Origin of the sequence: Pseudarthrobacter oxydans, assembly GCF_034258515.1 — a bacterium.
Taxonomy (GTDB): Bacteria; Actinomycetota; Actinomycetes; order Actinomycetales; family Micrococcaceae; genus Arthrobacter.
Genome location: NZ_CP139438.1, coordinates 1,705,880 through 1,725,632 on the forward strand (window position 1 = coordinate 1,705,880; position 19,753 = coordinate 1,725,632).

General features: G+C 67.1%; 17 protein-coding genes. 11 read left to right on the forward strand and 6 right to left on the reverse strand.

Annotated features, from left to right (window positions below; genetic code table 11):
• Positions 1 to 54 precede the first annotated feature (54 nt).
• The 10 genes from SMD14_RS07750 to SMD14_RS07795 all read left to right on the forward strand — a co-directional run bounded on the left by SMD14_RS07750 (position 55) and on the right by SMD14_RS07795 (position 10,862).
• Positions 55 to 1,902, forward strand: a complete 1,848-nt coding sequence (locus SMD14_RS07750) for a hypothetical protein (RefSeq protein WP_321215897.1) — start codon at positions 55 to 57, stop codon at positions 1,900 to 1,902.
• 3 nt (positions 1,903 to 1,905) lie between these two features.
• Complete coding sequence (locus SMD14_RS07755; protein WP_321215898.1) at positions 1,906 to 2,895, forward strand: HAD-IIA family hydrolase; 990 nt, start codon at positions 1,906 to 1,908, stop codon at positions 2,893 to 2,895.
• 9 nt (positions 2,896 to 2,904) lie between these two features.
• On the forward strand, positions 2,905 to 3,186 hold the full coding sequence (locus SMD14_RS07760; protein ID WP_321215899.1) for a hypothetical protein: 282 nt from the start codon (positions 2,905 to 2,907) through the stop codon (positions 3,184 to 3,186).
• Positions 3,186 to 4,001, forward strand: coding sequence for a TlyA family RNA methyltransferase (locus SMD14_RS07765; RefSeq protein WP_321215900.1), 816 nt, complete (start codon positions 3,186 to 3,188; stop codon positions 3,999 to 4,001). The genes SMD14_RS07760 and SMD14_RS07765 overlap by 1 nt, the downstream gene beginning before the upstream one ends.
• A gap of 13 nt (positions 4,002 to 4,014) precedes the next feature.
• Positions 4,015 to 5,040 (forward strand): NAD kinase, encoded by a 1,026-nt coding sequence (locus tag SMD14_RS07770; protein ID WP_157238544.1) that lies wholly within the window; start codon positions 4,015 to 4,017, stop codon positions 5,038 to 5,040.
• Positions 5,041 to 5,044: 4 nt separating this feature from the next.
• Positions 5,045 to 6,784 (forward strand): DNA repair protein RecN, encoded by a 1,740-nt coding sequence (gene recN / locus SMD14_RS07775; protein ID WP_321215901.1) that lies wholly within the window; start codon positions 5,045 to 5,047, stop codon positions 6,782 to 6,784.
• Positions 6,785 to 6,898: 114 nt separating this feature from the next.
• Positions 6,899 to 8,668, forward strand: a complete 1,770-nt coding sequence (locus SMD14_RS07780) for a CTP synthase (protein WP_157242551.1) — start codon at positions 6,899 to 6,901, stop codon at positions 8,666 to 8,668.
• Between the two features lie 24 nt (positions 8,669 to 8,692).
• Positions 8,693 to 9,355 carry an NUDIX hydrolase gene (locus SMD14_RS07785; RefSeq protein ID WP_321215902.1) on the forward strand — a complete coding sequence of 221 codons (663 nt, stop codon included), beginning with the start codon at positions 8,693 to 8,695 and terminating at the stop codon, positions 9,353 to 9,355.
• Positions 9,355 to 10,377, forward strand: a complete 1,023-nt coding sequence (xerD, locus tag SMD14_RS07790) for a site-specific tyrosine recombinase XerD (RefSeq protein ID WP_157238541.1) — start codon at positions 9,355 to 9,357, stop codon at positions 10,375 to 10,377. Before SMD14_RS07785 ends, xerD begins: the two co-directional genes overlap by 1 nt.
• Before the next feature lie 2 nt (positions 10,378 to 10,379).
• On the forward strand, positions 10,380 to 10,862 hold the full coding sequence (locus SMD14_RS07795; RefSeq protein ID WP_321215903.1) for an 8-oxo-dGTP diphosphatase: 483 nt from the start codon (positions 10,380 to 10,382) through the stop codon (positions 10,860 to 10,862).
• A 75-nt stretch (positions 10,863 to 10,937) separates the two neighbouring features.
• Here the strand turns inward: SMD14_RS07795 and SMD14_RS07800 are convergent, their stop codons facing one another.
• From SMD14_RS07800 to SMD14_RS07815, 4 genes are all read right to left on the reverse strand, one after another.
• Positions 10,938 to 12,077, reverse strand: coding sequence for a bifunctional 2-methylcitrate synthase/citrate synthase (locus tag SMD14_RS07800; RefSeq protein ID WP_157238539.1), 1,140 nt, complete (start codon positions 12,075 to 12,077; stop codon positions 10,938 to 10,940).
• Positions 12,078 to 12,138: 61 nt separating this feature from the next.
• Positions 12,139 to 13,044, reverse strand: coding sequence for a methylisocitrate lyase (gene prpB, locus SMD14_RS07805; protein ID WP_157238538.1), 906 nt, complete (start codon positions 13,042 to 13,044; stop codon positions 12,139 to 12,141).
• A complete protein-coding gene (locus tag SMD14_RS07810) occupies positions 13,044 to 14,564 on the reverse strand; it encodes an MmgE/PrpD family protein (RefSeq protein WP_321215904.1) in 1,521 nt (506 codons plus the stop codon). Before SMD14_RS07810 ends, prpB begins: the two co-directional genes overlap by 1 nt.
• A complete protein-coding gene (locus SMD14_RS07815) occupies positions 14,557 to 15,216 on the reverse strand; it encodes a GntR family transcriptional regulator (protein WP_157238536.1) in 660 nt (219 codons plus the stop codon). The genes SMD14_RS07810 and SMD14_RS07815 overlap by 8 nt, the downstream gene beginning before the upstream one ends.
• A gap of 174 nt (positions 15,217 to 15,390) precedes the next feature.
• Here SMD14_RS07815 and SMD14_RS07820 point away from each other — a divergent pair, with 174 nt between their 5' ends.
• Positions 15,391 to 17,283 carry an AMP-binding protein gene (locus SMD14_RS07820; protein ID WP_321215905.1) on the forward strand — a complete coding sequence of 631 codons (1,893 nt, stop codon included), beginning with the start codon at positions 15,391 to 15,393 and terminating at the stop codon, positions 17,281 to 17,283.
• 14 nt (positions 17,284 to 17,297) lie between these two features.
• Here the strand turns inward: SMD14_RS07820 and SMD14_RS07825 are convergent, their stop codons facing one another.
• Complete coding sequence (locus SMD14_RS07825) at positions 17,298 to 18,011, reverse strand: response regulator (RefSeq protein ID WP_321215906.1); 714 nt, start codon at positions 18,009 to 18,011, stop codon at positions 17,298 to 17,300.
• Positions 18,008 to 19,642, reverse strand: coding sequence for an ATP-binding protein (locus tag SMD14_RS07830; protein ID WP_321216239.1), 1,635 nt, complete (start codon positions 19,640 to 19,642; stop codon positions 18,008 to 18,010). The genes SMD14_RS07825 and SMD14_RS07830 overlap by 4 nt, the downstream gene beginning before the upstream one ends.
• Positions 19,643 to 19,753: the final 111 nt, after the last annotated feature.

Here is a 19,753-nt window from a genome sequence, read left to right on the forward strand (position 1 = left end):
GATACGAGCGGCTGCAGTTGCGCCAGTGGTCGGCTCACAACAGGAGGAATCCACATGGCTGAGCACAACGGCGGCAACCGCGGCGGAAATGACCGCGGCGCCTTCCGCGGCAACAACAACTCAGGCGGCGATCCGCGTGGATTCCGTTCCCGCAGCAGCCGCGACAACAGCGATTCCGGCCCTGCCTCAGGCGGCGGTGAGCGTAAGCCGTTTGGGGACCGTGACAAGAAGCCTTTTGGTGACCGTCCGCGCCGTGACGGGGAAGGTGAGCGTAAGCCTTTCGGTGCTGGAGAGCGTAAGCCCTTCGGTTCAGGGGAGCGTAAGCCGTTTGGAGATCGTGACCGGAAGCCGTTCGGGGACCGTGACAAGAAGCCTTTTGGTGACCGTCCGCGCCGTGACGGCGAGGGTGAGCGTAAGCCTTTCGGTGCTGGAGAGCGTAAGCCGTTCGGAGACCGTGACCGCAAGCCTTACGGGGACCGTGAGAACCGGTCCTTTGGTGACCGTCCGCGCCGTGACGGCGAGGGTGAGCGTAAGCCGTTTGGGGACCGTGACCGGAAGCCGTTCGGCGATCGTGACCGGAAGCCGTTCGGGGACCGTGACAAGAAGCCTTTTGGTGACCGTCCCCGCCGTGACGGCGAGGGCGACCGTCGCAGCTTCGGCGGGGGAGAGAACCGGAAGCCTTTCGGTGAACGGACCGAACGGCCCGATCGGGGCGACCGCGCCGGCCGCGGCGACCGCCAGGACCGAGCACCCCGAAGTTTCGATCGGGGCTCCAGCCGGGAAGGTGCCGGACCCCGCAACTTTGGGCGGGACCGCCAGGAAGACCGTCCCGTCCGCGTGCCCAACGCCCGGGACCTCCGGAGCGCCAACCGCCCGGACCGGGAACGTTCTCCCGAAATCGACGAGGACGTCACTGGCAAGGAACTGGACCGCGCAACCCAGCACCAGATCAAGACCCTGGAAGCAAAAAGTGCTGAGTGGGTGGCCCGCCACCTGGTCATGGCCGGCAGGCTGATCGATGAAGAGCCGGAACTCGCGTTCCAGCACGCCCTGGCTGCCAGCCGGCGTGGGGGCCGGCTCGCCGCCGTCCGCGAAGCCGTCGGACTGACGGCGTACGCAGCCGGCCACTACGGCGAGGCCCTGCGCGAATTCCGCACCTACCGCCGCATCAGCGGCTCCAACGTCCACCTTCCGGTCATGGCCGACTGTGAACGAGGGTTGGGGCGCCCGGACCGTGCGCTGGACGTGGCCCGGTCCGAGGAAGCCCAGGACCTGGACGCTCCCGGCAAAGTCGAACTCGCTATCGTTGCCGCAGGTGCCCGGACCGACCTCGGACAGCTGGACGCTGCCGTAGCCGAACTGGAAATCCCGCAACTGGACATCAACCGGGCCTTCTCCTACAGCCCCCGGCTTTTCCGTGCCTACGCCGACGCCCTCGCCGGCGTAGGCCGCGAAGCTGAAGCCGAGAAATGGCGGAAGCAGGCCGTTGTGGCCGAGAACGCACTGGGCCAGGGCGTGGACGAGGAACCGGACATCATCGACCTCGGCTGGGATGAAGAAGAAGAGGCCAGGGAAGAAGCCGAACGCCGCCGCCTGCTGGAGCGCGCGTCCCAGGCATCGGAAACCGCCACAAGCGCCGTATCCTCTACCGATGCCGCCTCAGCCGCCGGTGCAGCTGGAGCCGACTTCGCTGCCGAGTCCGCTGAACAGCAGGACACCGCCATCGAGGACCAGGAGAGTGACTACTTCGCCTCCGACGACGCCGAGTCCGACGAAGACTCGGTGGAGCCGGACGAGCTGGAAACCTCCGGGGAGGCCGCAGATGGAGCCGAAGCCGGACGTGACGGCGAACCCGATCTGGAAGACCAGGCCGGGGACCAGCAGGACCGCCGGGAAGACTGACGCATGAGTGCCGTTCCCCTGATTTCCCTGTTCGACGCCCTCCTGGCAGATCTGGACGGCGTGGTCTATGCCGGACCGCACGCCATCCCCGGTGCGGTTGAGTCCCTGAAGCAGCTCTCCGGCCTTGGCGTGGGTCTGGGCTACGTGACCAACAACGCGTCCCGGTCACCGGCGCAGGTGGCTGCCCACCTCCGGGAACTCGGGGCGCCCGCCGAGGACCATCAGGTGGTCAGTTCCTCCCAGGCCGCTGCAGACCTGCTCGCCTCACTGCTGGCTCCGGGCTCCAGGGTACTCATCACCGGCAGTCCGGCGCTGGCCGCGGAGATCGAACTCGTGGGGCTCGTGCCGGTGTACGGCCAGGAGGAGGACCCGGTGGCGGTGGTCCAGGGATTCAACCCCGAGATCGGGTGGAAGGACCTGGCCGAAGCCACTTACGTGGTGAACGCGGGCGCCCTGTGGGTGGCCACCAACACGGACATGTCCATACCGCAGGCCCGCGGCATCGCTCCGGGAAACGGCACGCTGGTGCAGGCCGTGGCAGCCGCAACGGGCCAAACCCCGCGCGTGGCCGGCAAGCCCGAAGCGCCGCTCTTCCACTCCGCCGCCAAGCGGCTTGGCGCGGAACGCCCCCTGGTGGTGGGAGACCGCCTGGACACCGACATCCTGGGCGGAAACAACGCAGGCTTCGCCACGGTGGCGGTACTGACCGGCGTCGACACCCGGCAAACCATCCTGGCTGCCCGTGCCGCCGAACGCCCGGACTACATCATCAGCTCCCTTGGGGACCTGCACCGGGTGTACCCGGAGGTCACACACGACGACGGCACCTACGCCTGCGGCGAGGCCACGGCCCGGGTGGCCAACGGTGCGGTGGGCATCATCGGCAGCCAGGACAACCTGGATTCCTGGCGGGCCGCGTGTGCAGCCTGGTGGGCAGCCACCCCGGACGCCGCCGCACCCCAGGCGCCTGAACTCGTCTGGCTGGATCACTAGACTGGTGGAATGACTGAGCTGACCGAACCCCTCCCCGCAGCAGCCCAGCCTTCCCCGGACTGGCCTGGAACCGGCGGTGCAGGTGTCACGGACCCGGTAGTGGCGCAGGCCCTGGCACGGCTTGAAGCCTTGCCGCAGGTTCCGGTGGCGGAGCACGAGACCGTTTACAGCGAACTTCACGATGAACTGCTGGCCGCGCTGAACAGCGACCCCGCCAACAGCGGACCCGCCGACAGCGACCCCGCCAACAGTGAGCATGGAAGCACTGATCCGACGGACGGCGCTGCCTGATGCCGGTGCGCCTCGACCAGGCGTTGGTGGCCCGTGGCCTTGCCCGGTCCCGCACCCACGCGGCCGCCCTGATCGCCGAGGGCAAGGTGAGTTCCGCCGGGCAGGTGCTCGCCAAGGCGTCCCTCCAGGTTGATGAGGGCCGGGACCTTGCCGTTCAGCATGATGAACAGGACGCCTACGCCAGCCGGGCAGGACACAAGCTGGCCGGTGCCCTTGACGCCTTCCCCGAGGTCTCGGCAGCGGGGAAAAGGTGCCTCGACGCCGGAGCCTCCACGGGCGGCTTCACGGACGTGCTGCTGAGGCGCGGTGCCGTGCACGTGGTGGCGGTCGACGTCGGGCATGGCCAGCTGGTGCCCCAGCTCAGGGAGGATCCCCGCGTGGAGGTCCACGAAGGACTCAACGTCCGCTACATGTCGCCCGCGGACATTGGCGGCCCCGCATCGCTTACCGTGGCTGACCTGTCCTTCATTTCCCTCACCCTGGTGGTGCAGCCGCTGGCTCTCTGCACCGAGCCCGGAGGTGACCTTGTGCTGATGGTGAAGCCGCAGTTTGAAATCGGAAAGGACCGGCTGGGACGGACCGGCGTGGTCACCTCCGAGCGGGAACGGCGGCTGGCGGTGGAGAAGGTGGCCAGGGCAGCGCTCGACGCCGGGCTTGAACTAAGGGGCCTCGCGCAGAGTCCGCTGCCGGGCCAGGACGGAAACGTTGAATACTTCCTGTGGATAAGACGCAGGATGAGCCAAGACTTGCCTAAGATCGAAGAGCGGGAGGCAGCGGCCGCTGCCTTGCTCGGACGAATCTGGCCGAACCACTAGAGAGCGGAACCTGATGAGCAGGCGTGTACTGGTCCTCGCCCATACCGGCCGCGAGGACTCACTGAAGGCCGCCTGGGAGGCGTGCGCCCTGCTGCATGCCTCGGGCATTGTGCCGGTCATGCAGGAGTCCGAACTCGGGGACATGGAGCGGTTCTTCGGACACCTGGCCCAGCCCGTGGAGATCCTCCACGACCACGTCCAGCTCCCGGACGTTGAACTTGTCATGGTCCTCGGGGGCGACGGCACCATCCTGCGCGCGGCCGAGCTTGTCCGTGAGGTGGACGTTCCGCTGCTTGGGGTGAACCTTGGCCATGTGGGCTTCCTCGCCGAAAGTGAGCGGGCGGACCTGGCCCAGACGGTGGAATGGATTGCCAGCCGTGAGTACACGGTGGAAGAGCGCATGACCATCGATGTCCAGGTCTGGGTGCGCGGCCAGAAGATCTGGCACACGTGGGCGCTGAATGAGGCCGCCATCGAGAAGGCCAACCGCGAACGCATGCTGGAGGTGGTCACCGAGGTGGATGAGCGTCCGCTGACGTCCTTCGGCTGCGACGGCATCGTGCTGGCCACGCCCACGGGTTCCACCGCGTACGGTTTCTCCGCCGGCGGGCCGGTAGTCTGGCCCGAGGTGGAGGCCCTGGTCATCGTCCCCATCAGCGCCCATGCCCTCTTCGCGAAACCCCTGGTGGTCTCGCCCCGCTCTCGGCTGGCGGTGGAAGTCCTGAACCGTACGGATGCCCTGGGCGTCCTGTGGTGTGACGGCAGGCGGTCAGTGGACCTGCCCCCGGGAGCCAGGGTGGAGGTCACGAAGTCCGCCACTCCGGTGCGGCTGGCGCGCACGCACCAGACGCCGTTTTCCGCGCGGCTGGTCCGGAAATTCCAGCTGCCCATTCACGGCTGGCGCGGCCCGGCCCCCAAGGCTGAGTCCGTTCACACCGGCCCCATCCCCATCATCCGGACGCCCCGCCCCATGCCGCCGCTCCAGGTACCGCAAGCGGGCCAGCCCGATGTCGAAACCGATCCGCCGACCGCAAAGTGAAGCCATGCTTGAAGAACTGAGAATCCGCGATCTGGGCGTCATCGCTGACGCAACGCTGCCGCTGGGGCCGGGCCTGAGCGTGGTGACCGGTGAGACGGGTGCGGGCAAGACCATGGTGGTCACCGCCGTCGGGCTCCTGCTGGGCGCCCGCTCCGACGCCGGGGCGGTGCGGAGCGGTGCCAAGAGTGCCACCGCCGAGGCCGTGCTCAAGCTCGACGCCGGCCATCCCGCCATAGCCAGGGCTTTGGAGGCGGGTGCCGAGACGGAGGAGTTCGACGGCGGCGCGGAGCTGATCCTTGCCCGTCGCCTTGGTTCCGACGGCCGCAGCCGTGCCTTCCTGGGCGGAAGGGCGGCGCCGGTGGGTGTCCTTGCCGAGATCGGCGAGACCCTGGTGGTGGTCCACGGCCAGTCGGACCAGATCCGGCTCAAGGGAGCCGCCGCCCAGCGGGGCGCCCTGGACAAGTTCGCCGGTGAATCGCTGGCCGGTCCGCTGGCCGCCTACCAGGACCTCTACAACCACTGGAAGTCCAGCCAGGCGGAGCTGGACAGCCTCCGCACTGCCGCCCGCGACAGGCTGCGTGAGGCCGAGTCCCTGGAGTCCGCCCTGGCTGAGATTGATGAGGTGGATCCGCAGCCGGGGGAGGACGAGCTGCTCAAGGCCGAGGCCGTAAAGCTCGCCAACGTGGAGGAGCTCCGCATCGCAGCGAGCACCGCCCACCAGGCGCTCATCGCCGAGGACTTCGGCGAAGCGGGGGACGCCACCACCCTGGTTGATGCCGCCAAGCGGACGCTGGAGCATGTGGCAGAACACGACGCCGAGCTCGGCTCAGCGGCTGCGCGGCTGGCTGAGGTGGGCTTCCTGCTCAACGACATCGCCACGGAGCTGGCCAGCTACCAGGCCGGCCTGGACACGGAGGGGCCGGAACGGCTCGCGGAAATTGAGGACCGGCGGGCCGCCCTGGCCAAACTGGTCCGCAAGTATGCACCCACCATTGACGAGGTGTTGGTCTGGGCGGAGAACGCCCGCGTCCGCTACGACGAACTGCAGGACGACTCAACCCGGATCGAAACCCTGGACGCCGAAGTCGTGAAGGCTGAGGCGGACCTGAAGAAGCAGGCCGCCGCAATCAGCAAGGTCAGGGCCAAGGCCGCCAAGGACCTTTCGGCCCGGGTCAGCGCGGAGCTGAAGGCGCTGGCCATGGCCGATGCCACCCTGGTCATCACCATCGACCCGGCCGGCCAGCTAACCCCTTATGGCGCGGACGAGATCAGCTTCCTGCTGCAGCCGCACTCGGGTGCGACCGCCCGGCCGTTGGGCAAGGGCGCGTCCGGCGGTGAACTCTCGCGCGTCATGCTCGCCATTGAGGTGGTGCTGGCTGCCGTGGACCCCGTTCCCACTTTCGTCTTCGACGAGGTGGACGCCGGCGTGGGCGGACGTGCCGCCGTCGAGATCGGCCGCAGGCTGGCCATGCTGGCCCGCCACGTCCAGGTGCTGGTGGTCACGCACCTTCCGCAGGTGGCCGCCTTCGCGGACCAGCACATCACGGTCACCAAGACCTCCGTCCGGGGAGCCGACGGCAAAACAGCCACGGGGTTCACCTCAAGTGATGTCCGCCTCCTTGACGGTTCCGAACGGGTCCGTGAACTGGCGCGCATGCTGGCCGGCCAGGAGGATTCGGAGTCGGCGCAGGCCCACGCCCAGGAACTGCTGGACGACGCGAAACTGCTGCCGCAGCGGGCCTGAAACCCGGCCTTGCCGGGGTGCCGGCCACCGGTCACCCCTTGCTCCCGGGGCGGCCGGACCGGCAGACTTGGGCATTTGGGAAGCACTCCCAGCGATCCGTGGAAGGCTCAAATGATGATAGGCTCGAATTCCGTGGTGCAGCGATCAAATTCCCGTGTAAATTCCCGGTTCCCGGGCTCGTCCAAGACGACCAAACACATCTTCGTAACCGGTGGTGTGGCGTCCTCGCTCGGTAAGGGACTGACGGCATCAAGCCTCGGTCACCTGTTGCGTGCGCGTGGCCTGTCTGTAACTATGCAGAAGCTGGATCCCTACCTGAACGTGGATCCGGGCACCATGAACCCCTTCCAGCACGGCGAAGTCTTCGTCACCGACGACGGCGCCGAAACGGACCTGGACATCGGACACTACGAGCGCTTCCTGGACGAAAACCTGGAAGGTTCGGCGAACGTAACCACGGGGCAGGTGTACTCCACGGTCATCGCCAAGGAACGCCGCGGCGAGTACCTCGGGGACACCGTCCAGGTCATCCCGCACATCACGGATGAGATCAAGCGCCGGATGCGCCTGCCCGCCGAGGGCAAGAACGCCCCGGACGTCATCATCACCGAAATCGGCGGCACGGTGGGGGACATCGAATCCCAGCCGTTCCTCGAATCGGCCCGCCAGGTGCGCCAGGACATCGGCCGCACCAACGTGTTCTTCCTCCACGTCTCGCTGGTCCCGTACATCGGGCCGTCCCAGGAGCTGAAGACCAAGCCCACCCAGCACTCCGTCGCAGCCCTTCGGTCCATCGGCATCCAGCCTGAGGCGATCGTTATCCGCTCGGACCGTGAGGTGCCGGACGCGATGCGGGAAAAGATCGGCCGGATGTGCGACGTCGACATCGACGCCGTGGTGAACGCCGCCGATGCCCCCAGCATCTACGACATCCCCAAGACCCTCCACACGCAGGGCCTGGACTCGTACATCGTGCGCGCCCTGGACCTGCCGTTCAAGGACGTGGACTGGACCAGCTGGGACAAGCTGCTCGAAGCCGTGCACAACCCCAAGCACGAGGTTGAGATCGCGCTGGTGGGCAAGTACATCGACCTGCCCGACGCCTACCTGTCAGTGACAGAGGCCCTGCGTGCCGGCGGCTTCGCCAACGACACCAAGGTCAAGATCCGCTGGGTCCCCTCGGACGAATGCGAAACCCGCGAGGGCGCTATCAAGGCGCTCGACGGCGTCGACGCCATTTGCGTTCCCGGCGGCTTCGGCATCCGCGGACTTGAAGGCAAGCTCGGCGCCCTGAAGTTCGCCCGCGAAACCAAGCTGCCCGTCCTGGGACTGTGCTTGGGCCTGCAGTGCATGGTGATCGAATACGCCCGCAACGTGGTGGGGCTGGAAGGTGCGTCTTCCAGCGAGTTCGAGCCTGATTCCAAGTACCCGGTCATCGCCACCATGGAAGAGCAGCTGGAGTTCGTCGAGGGTCGCGGCGACCTCGGCGGCACCATGCGCCTGGGCCTTTACGAAGCCAAGCTCGACGCCGGATCCGTCATCGCCGAAACCTACGGCAAGACCACCGTCAGCGAACGCCACCGCCACCGCTACGAGGTCAACAACAAGTACCGCGAGCAGATCGCGGCTGCGGGCCTGGTCTTCTCCGGCACGTCACCGGACGGCAAGCTCGTGGAGTTCGTCGAACTGCCCGCTGACGTCCACCCGTACTACGTGGCCACCCAGGCGCACCCCGAGCTGAGCTCGCGCCCCACCCGGCCGCACCCGCTGTTCGCCGGCCTGGTGAAGGCCGCGCTGGACCACCAGCGGGGCTCCGACACGGCCGCCACCGTGGGGGTCGGCGCTGTCGAGGCCGAGCATTCCGGTACGGTAGCCGCTAAGTAGTTCCAACAGAAAAAGGACGGCGCGATGCCCGGCACACCTGAAACCACCCCTGCTGCAAAGCAGGTTTCGGATGCACCGAGCCCGCGCCGTCTTTTGTCTACCGAGAAGGTCTACGAGGGCCGGATCTGGGACGTGGTCAGCGACAGTTTCCAGCTGCAGGAGACCGGTGAGGCCCTGACCCGCGACTACATCGACCACCCCGGGGCAGTCGCGGTCCTGCCCATGAACGCCGACGGCGAAATCCTCCTCCTCAGGCAATACCGCCATCCGGTGGGCATGGACCTCTGGGAAATCCCGGCCGGCCTGCTGGATATCGAAGGGGAGGACTTCGTGGTCGGGGCCGCCCGCGAACTGGCCGAGGAAGCGGACCTTGCCGCGGGAACGTGGAACGTCCTGGCCGACTTCTTCAATTCCCCCGGGTCCTCCAGCGAGGCCATCAGGATCTACCTTGCCCGGGACCTCATCGACATACCCCACCACGAACGCCACGAGCGGACGGATGAGGAAGCCGAGATCGAGTTCCACTGGATCAGCCTGGACGACGCCGTGGCGTCGGTGCTGGCCGGCAGACTCCACAACCCGTCCGCCGTCGTTGGAATCCTGGCAGCGGCCGCGGCCCGCGCCGGCGGGTATGAAGGCCTCCGTCCAGCGGATGCGCCGTGGCCGGCCCACCCCAGCCAGCGCTGATGGTCCCCACTTCCTCCGCCGGGCTGGCCCCCGCAGGGCCCGCCCCGGCAACGCCGGTCCAGGATTCCGTACCACCGCCTGCCCCGCCAACCGCCGTTGACCGCGGCATCACCGACTACCTCCAGCACATGGGTGTGGAGCGCGGACTCGCGGCCAACACCCTGGCTGCCTACCGGCGGGATCTTGCCCGCTACTCCCGTTACCTTTCCGCCGCCGGCTGCCGCCGCCCGGAGGAGGTCACCCGGCGCCACGTGACGGGATTCGTCCAGGCCCTTTCTGACGGTTCCGACGGCGGCACCGCCCTGGGAGTGCGGTCCGCGGCCAGGACCGTGGTGGCAGTGCGAGGGCTCCACAAGTTCTGGGCCCTGGAGGGGCATACCCCCTCCGACCCTGCCAGTGAGGTCCACCCGCCGATGCCCGGGAAACGGCTGCCCAAGGCCATCAGCGTCGACGAGGTGACCAGGATCCTTGAGGCGGCGGGAACGGACACGGCAACGGGGCTGCGCGACCGGGCCCTCCTTGAGTTCCTGTATTCCACCGGGGCGCGGATCAGTGAGGCCGTGGGCCTGGACGTTGACGACATTTCCTTGGCGGAGGCCGAATCGGGCCCGGCCATCGTGCGGCTCTTCGGCAAGGGGTCCAAGGAACGGCTGGTACCCCTCGGCTCGTACGGCGCCCGGGCACTGGACGCCTACCTGGTGCGCGGACGTCCCCTGCTGGCGGCCAAGGGAAAGGGCACGCCCGCACTGTTCCTGAACGCCCGCGGCGGCCGCATCAGCCGCCAGAGTGCCTGGACCATCCTCAAGGCAGCAGCCGAAAAGGCGAACATCACCAAGGACGTCTCCCCGCACACCCTCCGGCACTCCTTCGCCACCCACCTGCTCGAAGGCGGCGCCGACGTCCGCGTGGTCCAGGAACTCCTGGGCCATGCCTCGGTGACCACCACCCAGGTGTATACCCTTGTCACTGCCGATACCCTGCGGGAGATCTACGCTGCCGCGCACCCCCGGGCGCTGGGCTGAGCATGGCGGCCGCTGCAGTGGCACTGTGTTTCCTGCTCCAAGAGGTGGACGGCGTTTCCCAGGTCCTGCTGGGGCTGAAGAAGACCGGCTTCGGGCGCGGAAAGATTGTCGGCATCGGCGGGCACGTCGAAGTGGGGGAGACCGAAGCGGAAGCAGTGATCCGCGAGGTGCGGGAGGAAACCGACGTCGGGCTCCGGCACGAGGACCTTCGGGATGCCGGGGTGGTGCGCTTCGTGTTTCCTGCCAAGCCGGAGTGGGACATGGATACCCGTCTGTTCACTGCTGTCCGCTGGGAAGGCGAACCCACCGAAAGCACCGAGATCGCTCCCGCCTGGTTCGATACCGCCGCGCTGCCCTTTGACCGGATGTGGCAGGATGCGGACCACTGGCTGCCGGTGGTGCTGGAGGGAGGCAGCGTCAACATCGTGGTGACCATGGACAACGACAACGAGGCCGTCGCCTCCTCGGAAAGCCTGCTGCCTTAAGCCGTTAGACGCCGACGGCGGGCCGGGCACCGCAGCGCCCTCCCGCCGTCGTCGTGGTTTCCGCAGCAGCGGCGCCTACGGCAGGTGCCGCTCCTCGGGGCCGTTGTACTCGCTCAGCGGCCGGATCAGCGAGTTGGAGTCCAGCTGCTCCATGATGTGCGCCGTCCAGCCCGTGATGCGGCTGGCAACGAACAGGGGAGTGAACGTTGCGGTGTCGAAGCCCATCAGGTGGTAGGTGGGCCCTGCCGGGTAGTCGAGGTTGGGCTTGATGGCCTTGGCTTCGTCCATGGCGGTTTCAAGCCCCTGGTACAGGCCCAGAATCTCGGGCCGCCCGTAGTGGGCGATCATCTTATCCAGCGCAGCCTTCATGGTGGGCACCCTGGAGTCGCCGTGCTTGTACACGCGGTGGCCGAAGCCCATCACTTTCCTCTTCTGGGCGAGCGCATTCTCCATCCACGCCTTGGCCCGGGCTGCTGCCTCCTCAAGGGACTCCTCGGGCCGGATCCCGATCTCGTCGAAGGTATGCATGACGGCCTCGTTGGCTCCGCCGTGCAGTGGTCCCTTCAGCGCACCGATGGCTCCGGTGACCGCCGAGTGCAGGTCCGAGAGGGTGGACGTGATGACCCGTGCCGTGAACGTCGAGGCGTTAAAGCTGTGCTCGGCGTACAGGATCATGGAAACGTTGAAGGCCTCCACCACCTCCGGTACCTGCTCCTCGCCAAACGCCATCCAGAGGAAATTGGCCGAGTAGCCAAGGTCGTCGCGGGGCTCCACCACGGACTGCCCGTGCCTGCGGCGCTGGTCGTACGCCACCACGGCCGGCATGGCGGCGAAGAGGTCCACCGCTTTGGCCATGTTGGCCTCCCGCGACGAGTCTTCCGCCAGCGGATGCCTGGCCCCCATCACCGACGCGGCTGTCCGGCAGACATCCATGGGATGCGAGCTGGTGGGCAGGGTATCGACCACCTGCTTGACCACCGGGTCCAGGGCGCGCCCGGCCCGCTCCCGGGCAGTGAATTCAGCTAGCTGGTCCTGGCTGGGCAGTTCCCCGTTCCAGAGCAGGTACGCAACTTCCTCGAAGCTGCACCGGGAGGCGAGCTCCTGGACCGGGTAGCCGCGGTACAGCAGTGAGTTGGTGTCCGGGTTGACCTTCGAAACGGATGTGTAATCCACTACGACGCCGGCGAGACCTTTTTTGATGTCCTGTTCAGCCATGCTGAAACTCCCTTGTTCCTGTCGCCTTTCGGATGCCGGCCGCGGCCGGCGGTGGTGGTTTTTAGTGCTTCCCGGGGACCTGGAAATTGAAGACCCCGGTGTCGAAGCGGTTGTAGGCCTCGTAGTCAACGAGGTCGTACAGCCGCGCACGGGTCAGCATGCTGCCCACCTGTGCCTCCTGTGTTCCCTCAGCCTTAATCGAGTCCAGCGTACGCTCAGCAGCGCCCATGGCACTACGGAGCAGGGTCACCGGATAAATCACCATGTTCACGCCCACCCCGGCGAGCTGGTCGACGGTGAAGAGTTCGCTCTTTCCGAACTCCGTCATGTTCGCCAGGATTGGCACGTCCACGGCGTCGCGGATGGCCTGGAACTCGTCCAGGGTGGCCATCGCTTCGGGGAAAATGGCGTCCGCACCGGCATCCACGAGGGCGCGGGCCCGGTCCTGGGCTGCGGCGAGTCCGTCGGTGGCGCGGATGTCGGTGCGGGCCATGATGAGGAAGTTCGGGTCGCGGCGTGCATCGGCCGCGGCGCGGATGCGCTTGGTGGCAGTCTCAAGGTCCACCACGTTCTTGCCGTCGAGGTGGCCGCAGCGCTTGGGGTTGAACTGGTCCTCGATGTGCAGCCCGGCCAGCCCGGCATTCTCGATTTCCTGGACGGTGCGGGCCACGTTCATGGGTTCACCGAAGCCGGTGTCCGCATCCACGATGGCGGGCAGGTCCGTCATGCGGGCGATCTGTCCGGCGCGGGTGGCGACTTCGGTGAGGGTGGTCAGGCCGATGTCCGGCAGGCCGAGGTCGTTGGCCAGCACGGCGCCGGAGATGTAGACGCCGGCGAAGCCCTTCTCCTCGATCAGCCGTGCCGAGAGCGGGTTGAAGGCGCCCGGGAACTGCTGGATGGTCCCGGAGGCCAGGAGTTCCCGGAACCGGATCCGCTTCTGCTCCGGAGTGGTCTTGGAGTACAGCATCAGAACAGGCCCTTCGGTGCCGCGCCCAGGTCGATGACCCCCGGCGCCGCAGTGATGTTCAGTTGGTCCAGTTCGCCGGCGGCGAGTTCCGGGAGGCGTTCGACGGCGGCGAGGAACCTTTCGATTTCCGCTTCCTCCACCAGTCCGGCGGCGAGGGTGCGGAACTTGTTGACGTACTGCTCCCGGCCGAAGGGGCGCGCGCCGAGCGGATGGGCGTCGGCCACGGCGATCTCGTCCGTGATGACTGTGCCGCCCGCCAGGATGATCTCCACGGAACCGCCGAAGGCCTTCTCGGCAATGTCCAGCGAATGGTAGCGCCGCGTCCACTCAGGATCTTCCTCGGTGCTCACCTTCTGCCACAGGTCCACCGTGTCCGGGCGTGCGGCGCGTTCGGGGGCGTAGGAGTCCACGTGGTGCCACGCGCCGTCCTGCAGTGCCACCGTGAAAATGTAGGGGATGGAGTGGTCCAGGGTTTCCCGGCTGGCCTTGGGATCGTACTTCTGCGGATCGTTGGCGCCGGAGCCGATCACATAGTGCGTGTGGTGGCTCGTTTTGATCAGCACGGACTTCACGTTCGCGGGGTCGGTAGCCTCGGGGTGCTCACGGTTCAGCTTCCGCGCGAGGTCGATCCAGGCCTGGGCCTGGTACTCGGCGGAATGTTCCTTGGTGTACGTGTCCAGGATCGCGCGCTTGGCCTCCCCGGCTTCCGGCAGCGGGACCATGTACGAGGCGTCCGGGCCGTCCAGCATCCAGGCGATCACCCCGTCCTCGCCTTCATAGATCGGCACGGGCGAGGTCTGGCCCCGCATGGCACGGTCCGCGGCCTCCACGGCCATCTTCCCTGCGAACGCCGGAGCGTGCGCCTTCCAGGTGGAGATTTCGCCCTTGCGCGACTGCCGCGTGGCGGTGGTGGTGTGCAGTGCCTGTCCCACGGACTGGAAGATGGTCTCGACGTCGAGCCCCAGGAGCGTGCCGATGCCCGCCGCAGCCGACGGGCCCAGGTGGGCCACGTGGTCGATCTTGTGCTTGTGCAGGCAGATGGCCTTGACCAGGTTCACCTGGATCTCATACCCGGTGGCGATGCCCCTCACCAGGTCGTGTCCGCTGGCCCCGGTGTGCTGGGCAACGGCAAGGATCGGCGGGATGTTGTCGCCAGGGTGCGAATAGTCGGCCGCCAGGAAGGTGTCGTGGTAGTCCAGTTCGCGCACCGCCACCCCATTGGCCCATGCCGCCCATTCGGGGGAAACGCGCTCGCCGATACCGAAGACCTTGGCCCCCTGGCCCCCGGTGCTGGGACCATGCGCCAGCGCCTGGGCCCGGGCGGCCACGATGGGGCTGCGGTTCAAGGACGCGATGGCAACCGAGGCGTTGTCGATCACCCGGTTGATCACCATGTCTGTGACCTCGTCGGTGACCGGGACGGGATCGGTGGCTACCTTGGCGATCTTGTAGGCGAGCTGCTCCTCGCGGGGCAGGTTTTCCTCGCTCTTGTAAACGCGGACGTGGTTTTCCTTAACCATGGTGCTCCTTGTCGTGGGGCGTGTGCGTGTTTTTGACGTGTGAAAGGCTTCTGTGCAGGTGGAGCGTGGTGGCTGCCTCGGCCAGCCGGGGGTTTCCGGCGGCGATGGCCTCGGCGATGGCCGCGTGCTCGGCGGCAGCGGCAGTGAGCCGGTGCGCGTCGTCGGCGGCAAGCCTGCGGACCCGGACCAGGTGCACACGCAGGCCGCGCATGGCCTGGGCCAGGTAGGAGTTGGAAGCAGCAGCATCGATGGCCGCGTCGAGGCGCCCCGCGAGCTCGTAATAAGCGTGCCGGCCCGGGTCGCTGCCATCGATGAGGGCGGGTGCTTCGAGGAATTCCTTCTGCAACTGCACGAACACGGCAGAGTCGCCGCGTTCGGCTGCGAGCGCTGCCGCTTTGCACTCCAGTGTTTCGCGGAGCTCAAAAAGTTCGTCGATGTCGTCGAGTGAAACGTCGGTGACGACGACGCCGCGGCTGCCGGCCGTCGTCGTCAGCCCTTCCGCCGTGAGACGGCTCAGCGCCTCCCGGAGGGGCGTGCGCGAGACGCCAAGGCGTTCCGACTGCTCCACCTCTGCCAGCACCGTGCCCGGCAGGAGGCGCCACTCGGTGATGTCATCGCGCAGCGCTTCGTAGGCCCTGTCGCTGGCGCGCATCGTTGCCTCCTTCGGTGGTTTGACCTTTCCAGTGTATACAGAACACGGACAAAAACCAGCCCCTGGACGCAACTGTGGCAGAAATTCGCCACGCATGTATACATTGCTCTTGTTTTCCCTCCGACGGCCGGGCTAGCATGGCGTCATCACAATGTCGTGGACGGGATGCGCTTCATGGTTACCAACAGCTATCGGGACACGTACGAACACAGCCTCAGGGAGCCGGGGGAGTTTTGGCTCAGCGCGGCCGCAAGGGTCTCCTGGTCAACGCAGCCCCGGCGCGCCCTGGACTCCAGTAAAGCGCCGCTGTACGGCTGGTTTCCCGACGGTGTCCTCAATACCTCCTACAACGCCCTGGACCGCCATGTGGAGGCCGGCCGGGGGGACCAGGATGCCCTGATCTTCGATTCGGCCATGCTTGGCATCCAGCGCCGGTTTAGCTACGCGGAACTCACCGGCCTCGTGGCGCGCTTTGCCGGGGCCCTCCGCAACCGCGGCGTGGGCAAGGGCGACCGCGTGGTGATCTACATGCCGATGATTCCCGAGGCCGCCATTGCCATGCTTGCAACTGCACGGCTTGGGGCAGTGCATTCAGTGGTGTTTGGCGGATTCGCCCCAAAGGAGCTTGCGTCCCGCATTCGGGACGCCGCCCCCGCCCTCGTGGTCACTGCCTCGGGCGGAATCGAACCGTCGCGCCGCATTGAATACCTCCCCGCCGTCGCGGACGCCCTCGCCCTGGCCGGCGTGCCGGATCTCCCCGTTATTGTCACGGCACGGGAAGGTTTCGCCGCCACGGCAGCGGAGCACGGCTGGCTGGACTGGGATGCTGAAATGGCCGCCGCCGAACCGGCCGGGCCGGTGGATGTCGCTGCTACGGATCCGCTGTACATCCTGTACACCTCGGGTACTACCGGGACGCCCAAAGGCGTGGTCCGGGACAACGGCGGACACGCCGTCGCCCTCAATTGGACGCTGGACAACATCTACGGCATCGGTCCGGGGGACGTCATGTGGACCGCCTCGGATGTCGGCTGGGTAGTGGGGCACTCCTATATCGTCTACGGCCCTCTGCTGGCCGGCGCCACAACGGTCCTCTACGAGGGAAAACCGGTCGGAACCCCGGATGCCGGCGCTTTCTGGCGCGTGGTCCAGGACCACGGCGTCAACGTCCTGTTCACGGCGCCCACGGCACTGCGGGCCATCCGGAAGGCGGACCCGGAAGCAGCCCTGCTGGGCGCCTACGACATTTCCAGCCTGCGCACCCTCTTCACGGCAGGGGAGCGGCTGGACACGGACACGTTCCACTGGGCCTCGCGGACGGTGCGTGTTCCCGTGGTGGACCACTGGTGGCAGACGGAGACGGGCTGGGCGATCTGCGCCAATCCCCGGGGACTGGAAGAGCTGCCGATCAAACCGGGTTCGCCCAGCGTTCCCATGCCGGGGTTCAAACTCCGCATCGTGGACGGACTCGGGGAGGACTTGGGGCCCGGAAGCGAAGGCAACATTGTGCTGGACCTGCCGCTGCCGCCCGGGACGCTGGCAACGCTCTGGGGCGACGACGAACGCTACATCTCCTCCTACCTGCAGGCTTTCGAAGGCTGCTACGCCACCGGGGACTCCGGCTACCAGGACGGGGACGGCTACGTGTTCGTCATGGGGCGGACCGACGACATCATCAACGTTGCGGGGCACAGGCTGTCCACGGGCGCCATGGAACAGGTCATTGGGCAGCACCCGGCCGTGGCCGAGTGCGCGGTGATCGGCCTGGCGGATCCGCTGAAGGGCCAGCGTCCCAGCGGCTATGTTGTGCTCAAGTCCGGGGTCGACGTGCCGCAGGACGTCCTGGAAAAGGACCTGGTGGCGCTGGTGCGCCGGGATATCGGGGCCGTGGCAGACTTCAAGCACGTTACTGTGGTGGATGCCCTGCCCAAGACCCGGTCAGGAAAGATCCTCCGCAAGACCATGCGCCAGATTGCCGACGGCGGGGAATACACGGTGCCGTCCACCATCGAGGACGCCGGGGTGATAGACCAGCTCATCGGGATCCTCCGCCCCACGGCAGGGTGAGATCCCGGCGCAGTTCAGCGCCCGCTCCAGCGGTACTCGTTCTCCGGCCTGCCCGGGGTGCCGTAGCGGGCAGTCCTGGAGACCGTACCTGCATCGGCCAAATACTCCAGGTAGCGCCGCGCAGTGACACGGGACATGCCGAGGGCGTCCATGACTTCCGTGGCCGAGACGGCATCGCGCTGCTGTTTGACGAAGTCCTGCACTGAGCCCAGCGTGGAAACCGAGAGGCCCTTGGGCAGGGGGAGTTCCGACGGCGCCCGCAGGCTGGCGAAAGCCTGGTCCACTTCGCTTTGGGACGCGCCGGTTTTCCCGGATCCCGCGTCATGGCCTGCGAGCTGCTGCCGGAACTGCCGGTAGCTCTCCAGCTTGTCGGCGAAAGTGGCGAAGGTGAACGGCTTGATCAGGTACTGGACCACCCCAATGGCCACCGCGCTCCGGACGATCGCCAGTTCCCGCACGGCCGTGATGGCGATGATGTCCGCCAGGATGCCGGCCGCCCGCATGCGCCGCGCAATGTCCAGCCCGTGGAGGTCCGGGAGGTTCATGTCCAGGAGGACCAGCTCCACCGGGTTGCCTGCGGCGGAAAATTCGCCGAGCAGGCGGAGGGCAGACTGGCCGTCAGGAGCTCTTCCGGCCAGTTCAAAGCCCGGCAACCGCCCGATGTAGGCCGCGTGTGCGGCTGATGCGATGGCCTCGTCCTCAACGATGAGGACCCGGATGTTGCTCACGGTGTGTGCTCCTTCTGCGGGGACACCGCTGCGGGAAGAAATACTTCGAACTTCGCTCCGCGCCGTCCGTTGATGGTCAGCGTACCGCCCAGGCGGTGTACTGCCTGCCGGACCAGCGCCAGCCCGATGCCCCGTCCGCCGGGTCCGGAAGGCTTGGTGCTGAAGCCGTGCCGGAAGATGTTGTCCGCTGCCTGGGAGTCCAGCACGGCGCCGGAATCGTGGACGGCGATGTCCAGCCCTTCCTCGTCCGACTCCACTGTCAGCTGCACCCGCCGCGGCGGAGGAGCGTCTGCTGCCGCGTCAATCGCGTTGTCCAGCAGGTTTCCCAGGATGGTGACCAGGTCCTGCACCGCAACTCCCGCCACACTACCGGAACCCAGCGTGGCAACGTCCAGCTGGACGCCGCGTTCGTGGGCTTCAGCCACCTTGCCCATGACCAGGGCACCCAGCACGGGCTCATCCACCGAGCTGACCATGTCGTCGGTCAGCTGCTGGCTCAGTTCCAGGTCCCGGGTGGCAAAGTCCAGGGCTTCCTGGGTCCGGCCCAGTTCCAGGAGCGAGACCATCGTGTGGAGCCTGTTGGCGTGCTCGTGGGTCTGGGCCCGGAGCGCTCCGGAGAGGGTGCGCATGGTTTCAAGCTCGTTGCCCAGCGCCTCAATCTCGGTCCGGTCCCGCAGCGTGGCCACCGTGCCGTAGACGGCTGACCTGCCGCGGTTCCCCGGAACCCCGGGCGCCTTGGCCGGTCCCTGGTTGACCACCAGGACCCGCGAGCCGGTAAGGACAATTTCGTCCTTGGCAGTCCGCCCCGACTCGAACAGCTCCCGGAGCTCCTCCTCGAGCGGCAGCTCCGCCAGTGTCGGCGGCCGGGTGGGGTCCTTGCTGCCGGATCCCCCAAGGCCCAGCAGTTCGGCCGCGTGGTCGTTGTATATCACCACGCGGCCCTTGGCATCGATGAGGATCAGCCCTTCCCGGACCGAGTGCAGGACGGACTCGTAGTATGCGAACAACTGCGAGAGCTGTTCCGGCCCCCAGCCGCGGGTGACCCGGCGAAGATACCGGCCCAGCAGCCAGGAGGCCAGCGAGCCTCCCAGCAGCAGGGCAAGGCCAATCGCCAGCAGGGCAGGCAGGCGTCCCGCGAACGCAACATCCACCGTGCGCACCGTGACACCCGCCGCCACCAGCGCCTTCACATTGCCGGCCTCATCCTTGACCGGGACAATCGTCCGCACTGACGGGCCCAGCGTCCCCGCCGTCACTTCCGTGTACTGCTCACCCCGCAAGGCGGCGTCGATCGAGCCGATGTAAGGCCTGCCGATTTCCTCCTCCCGCGGGTGCGTCCAGCGGGTCCGGTCGGGAGCCATGATGGTCACGAAGTCGACGTCGGCAGCAGACATAACGTCGCTGGCGTAGGGCTGCAGGACGGCTGAGGGGTCCGGTCCGGCAGCTGCCTCCAGCACCAGCGGGCTGGCTGCGATCGAAGCGGCGATCCCCGCCATGCGCATGCCGGCCTCGTCATAGGCGCGGTCACGGGCGTCAACGTAGGTGGCTGAACCAACGATGGCGATGAATACCACCACAATTAGCAGGTTCGCCACGAAGAGCCGGCGGGCGATACTCCAGGGGTGGATCATCCGTACCTCCCACGCACCTTCCACGACCAATATGAACGCAACGGTGAGCTGGGTCACGGCGTACCCAATGATGGATATCACACCGGAGGACGTGTTGAGCCCAGATACTGT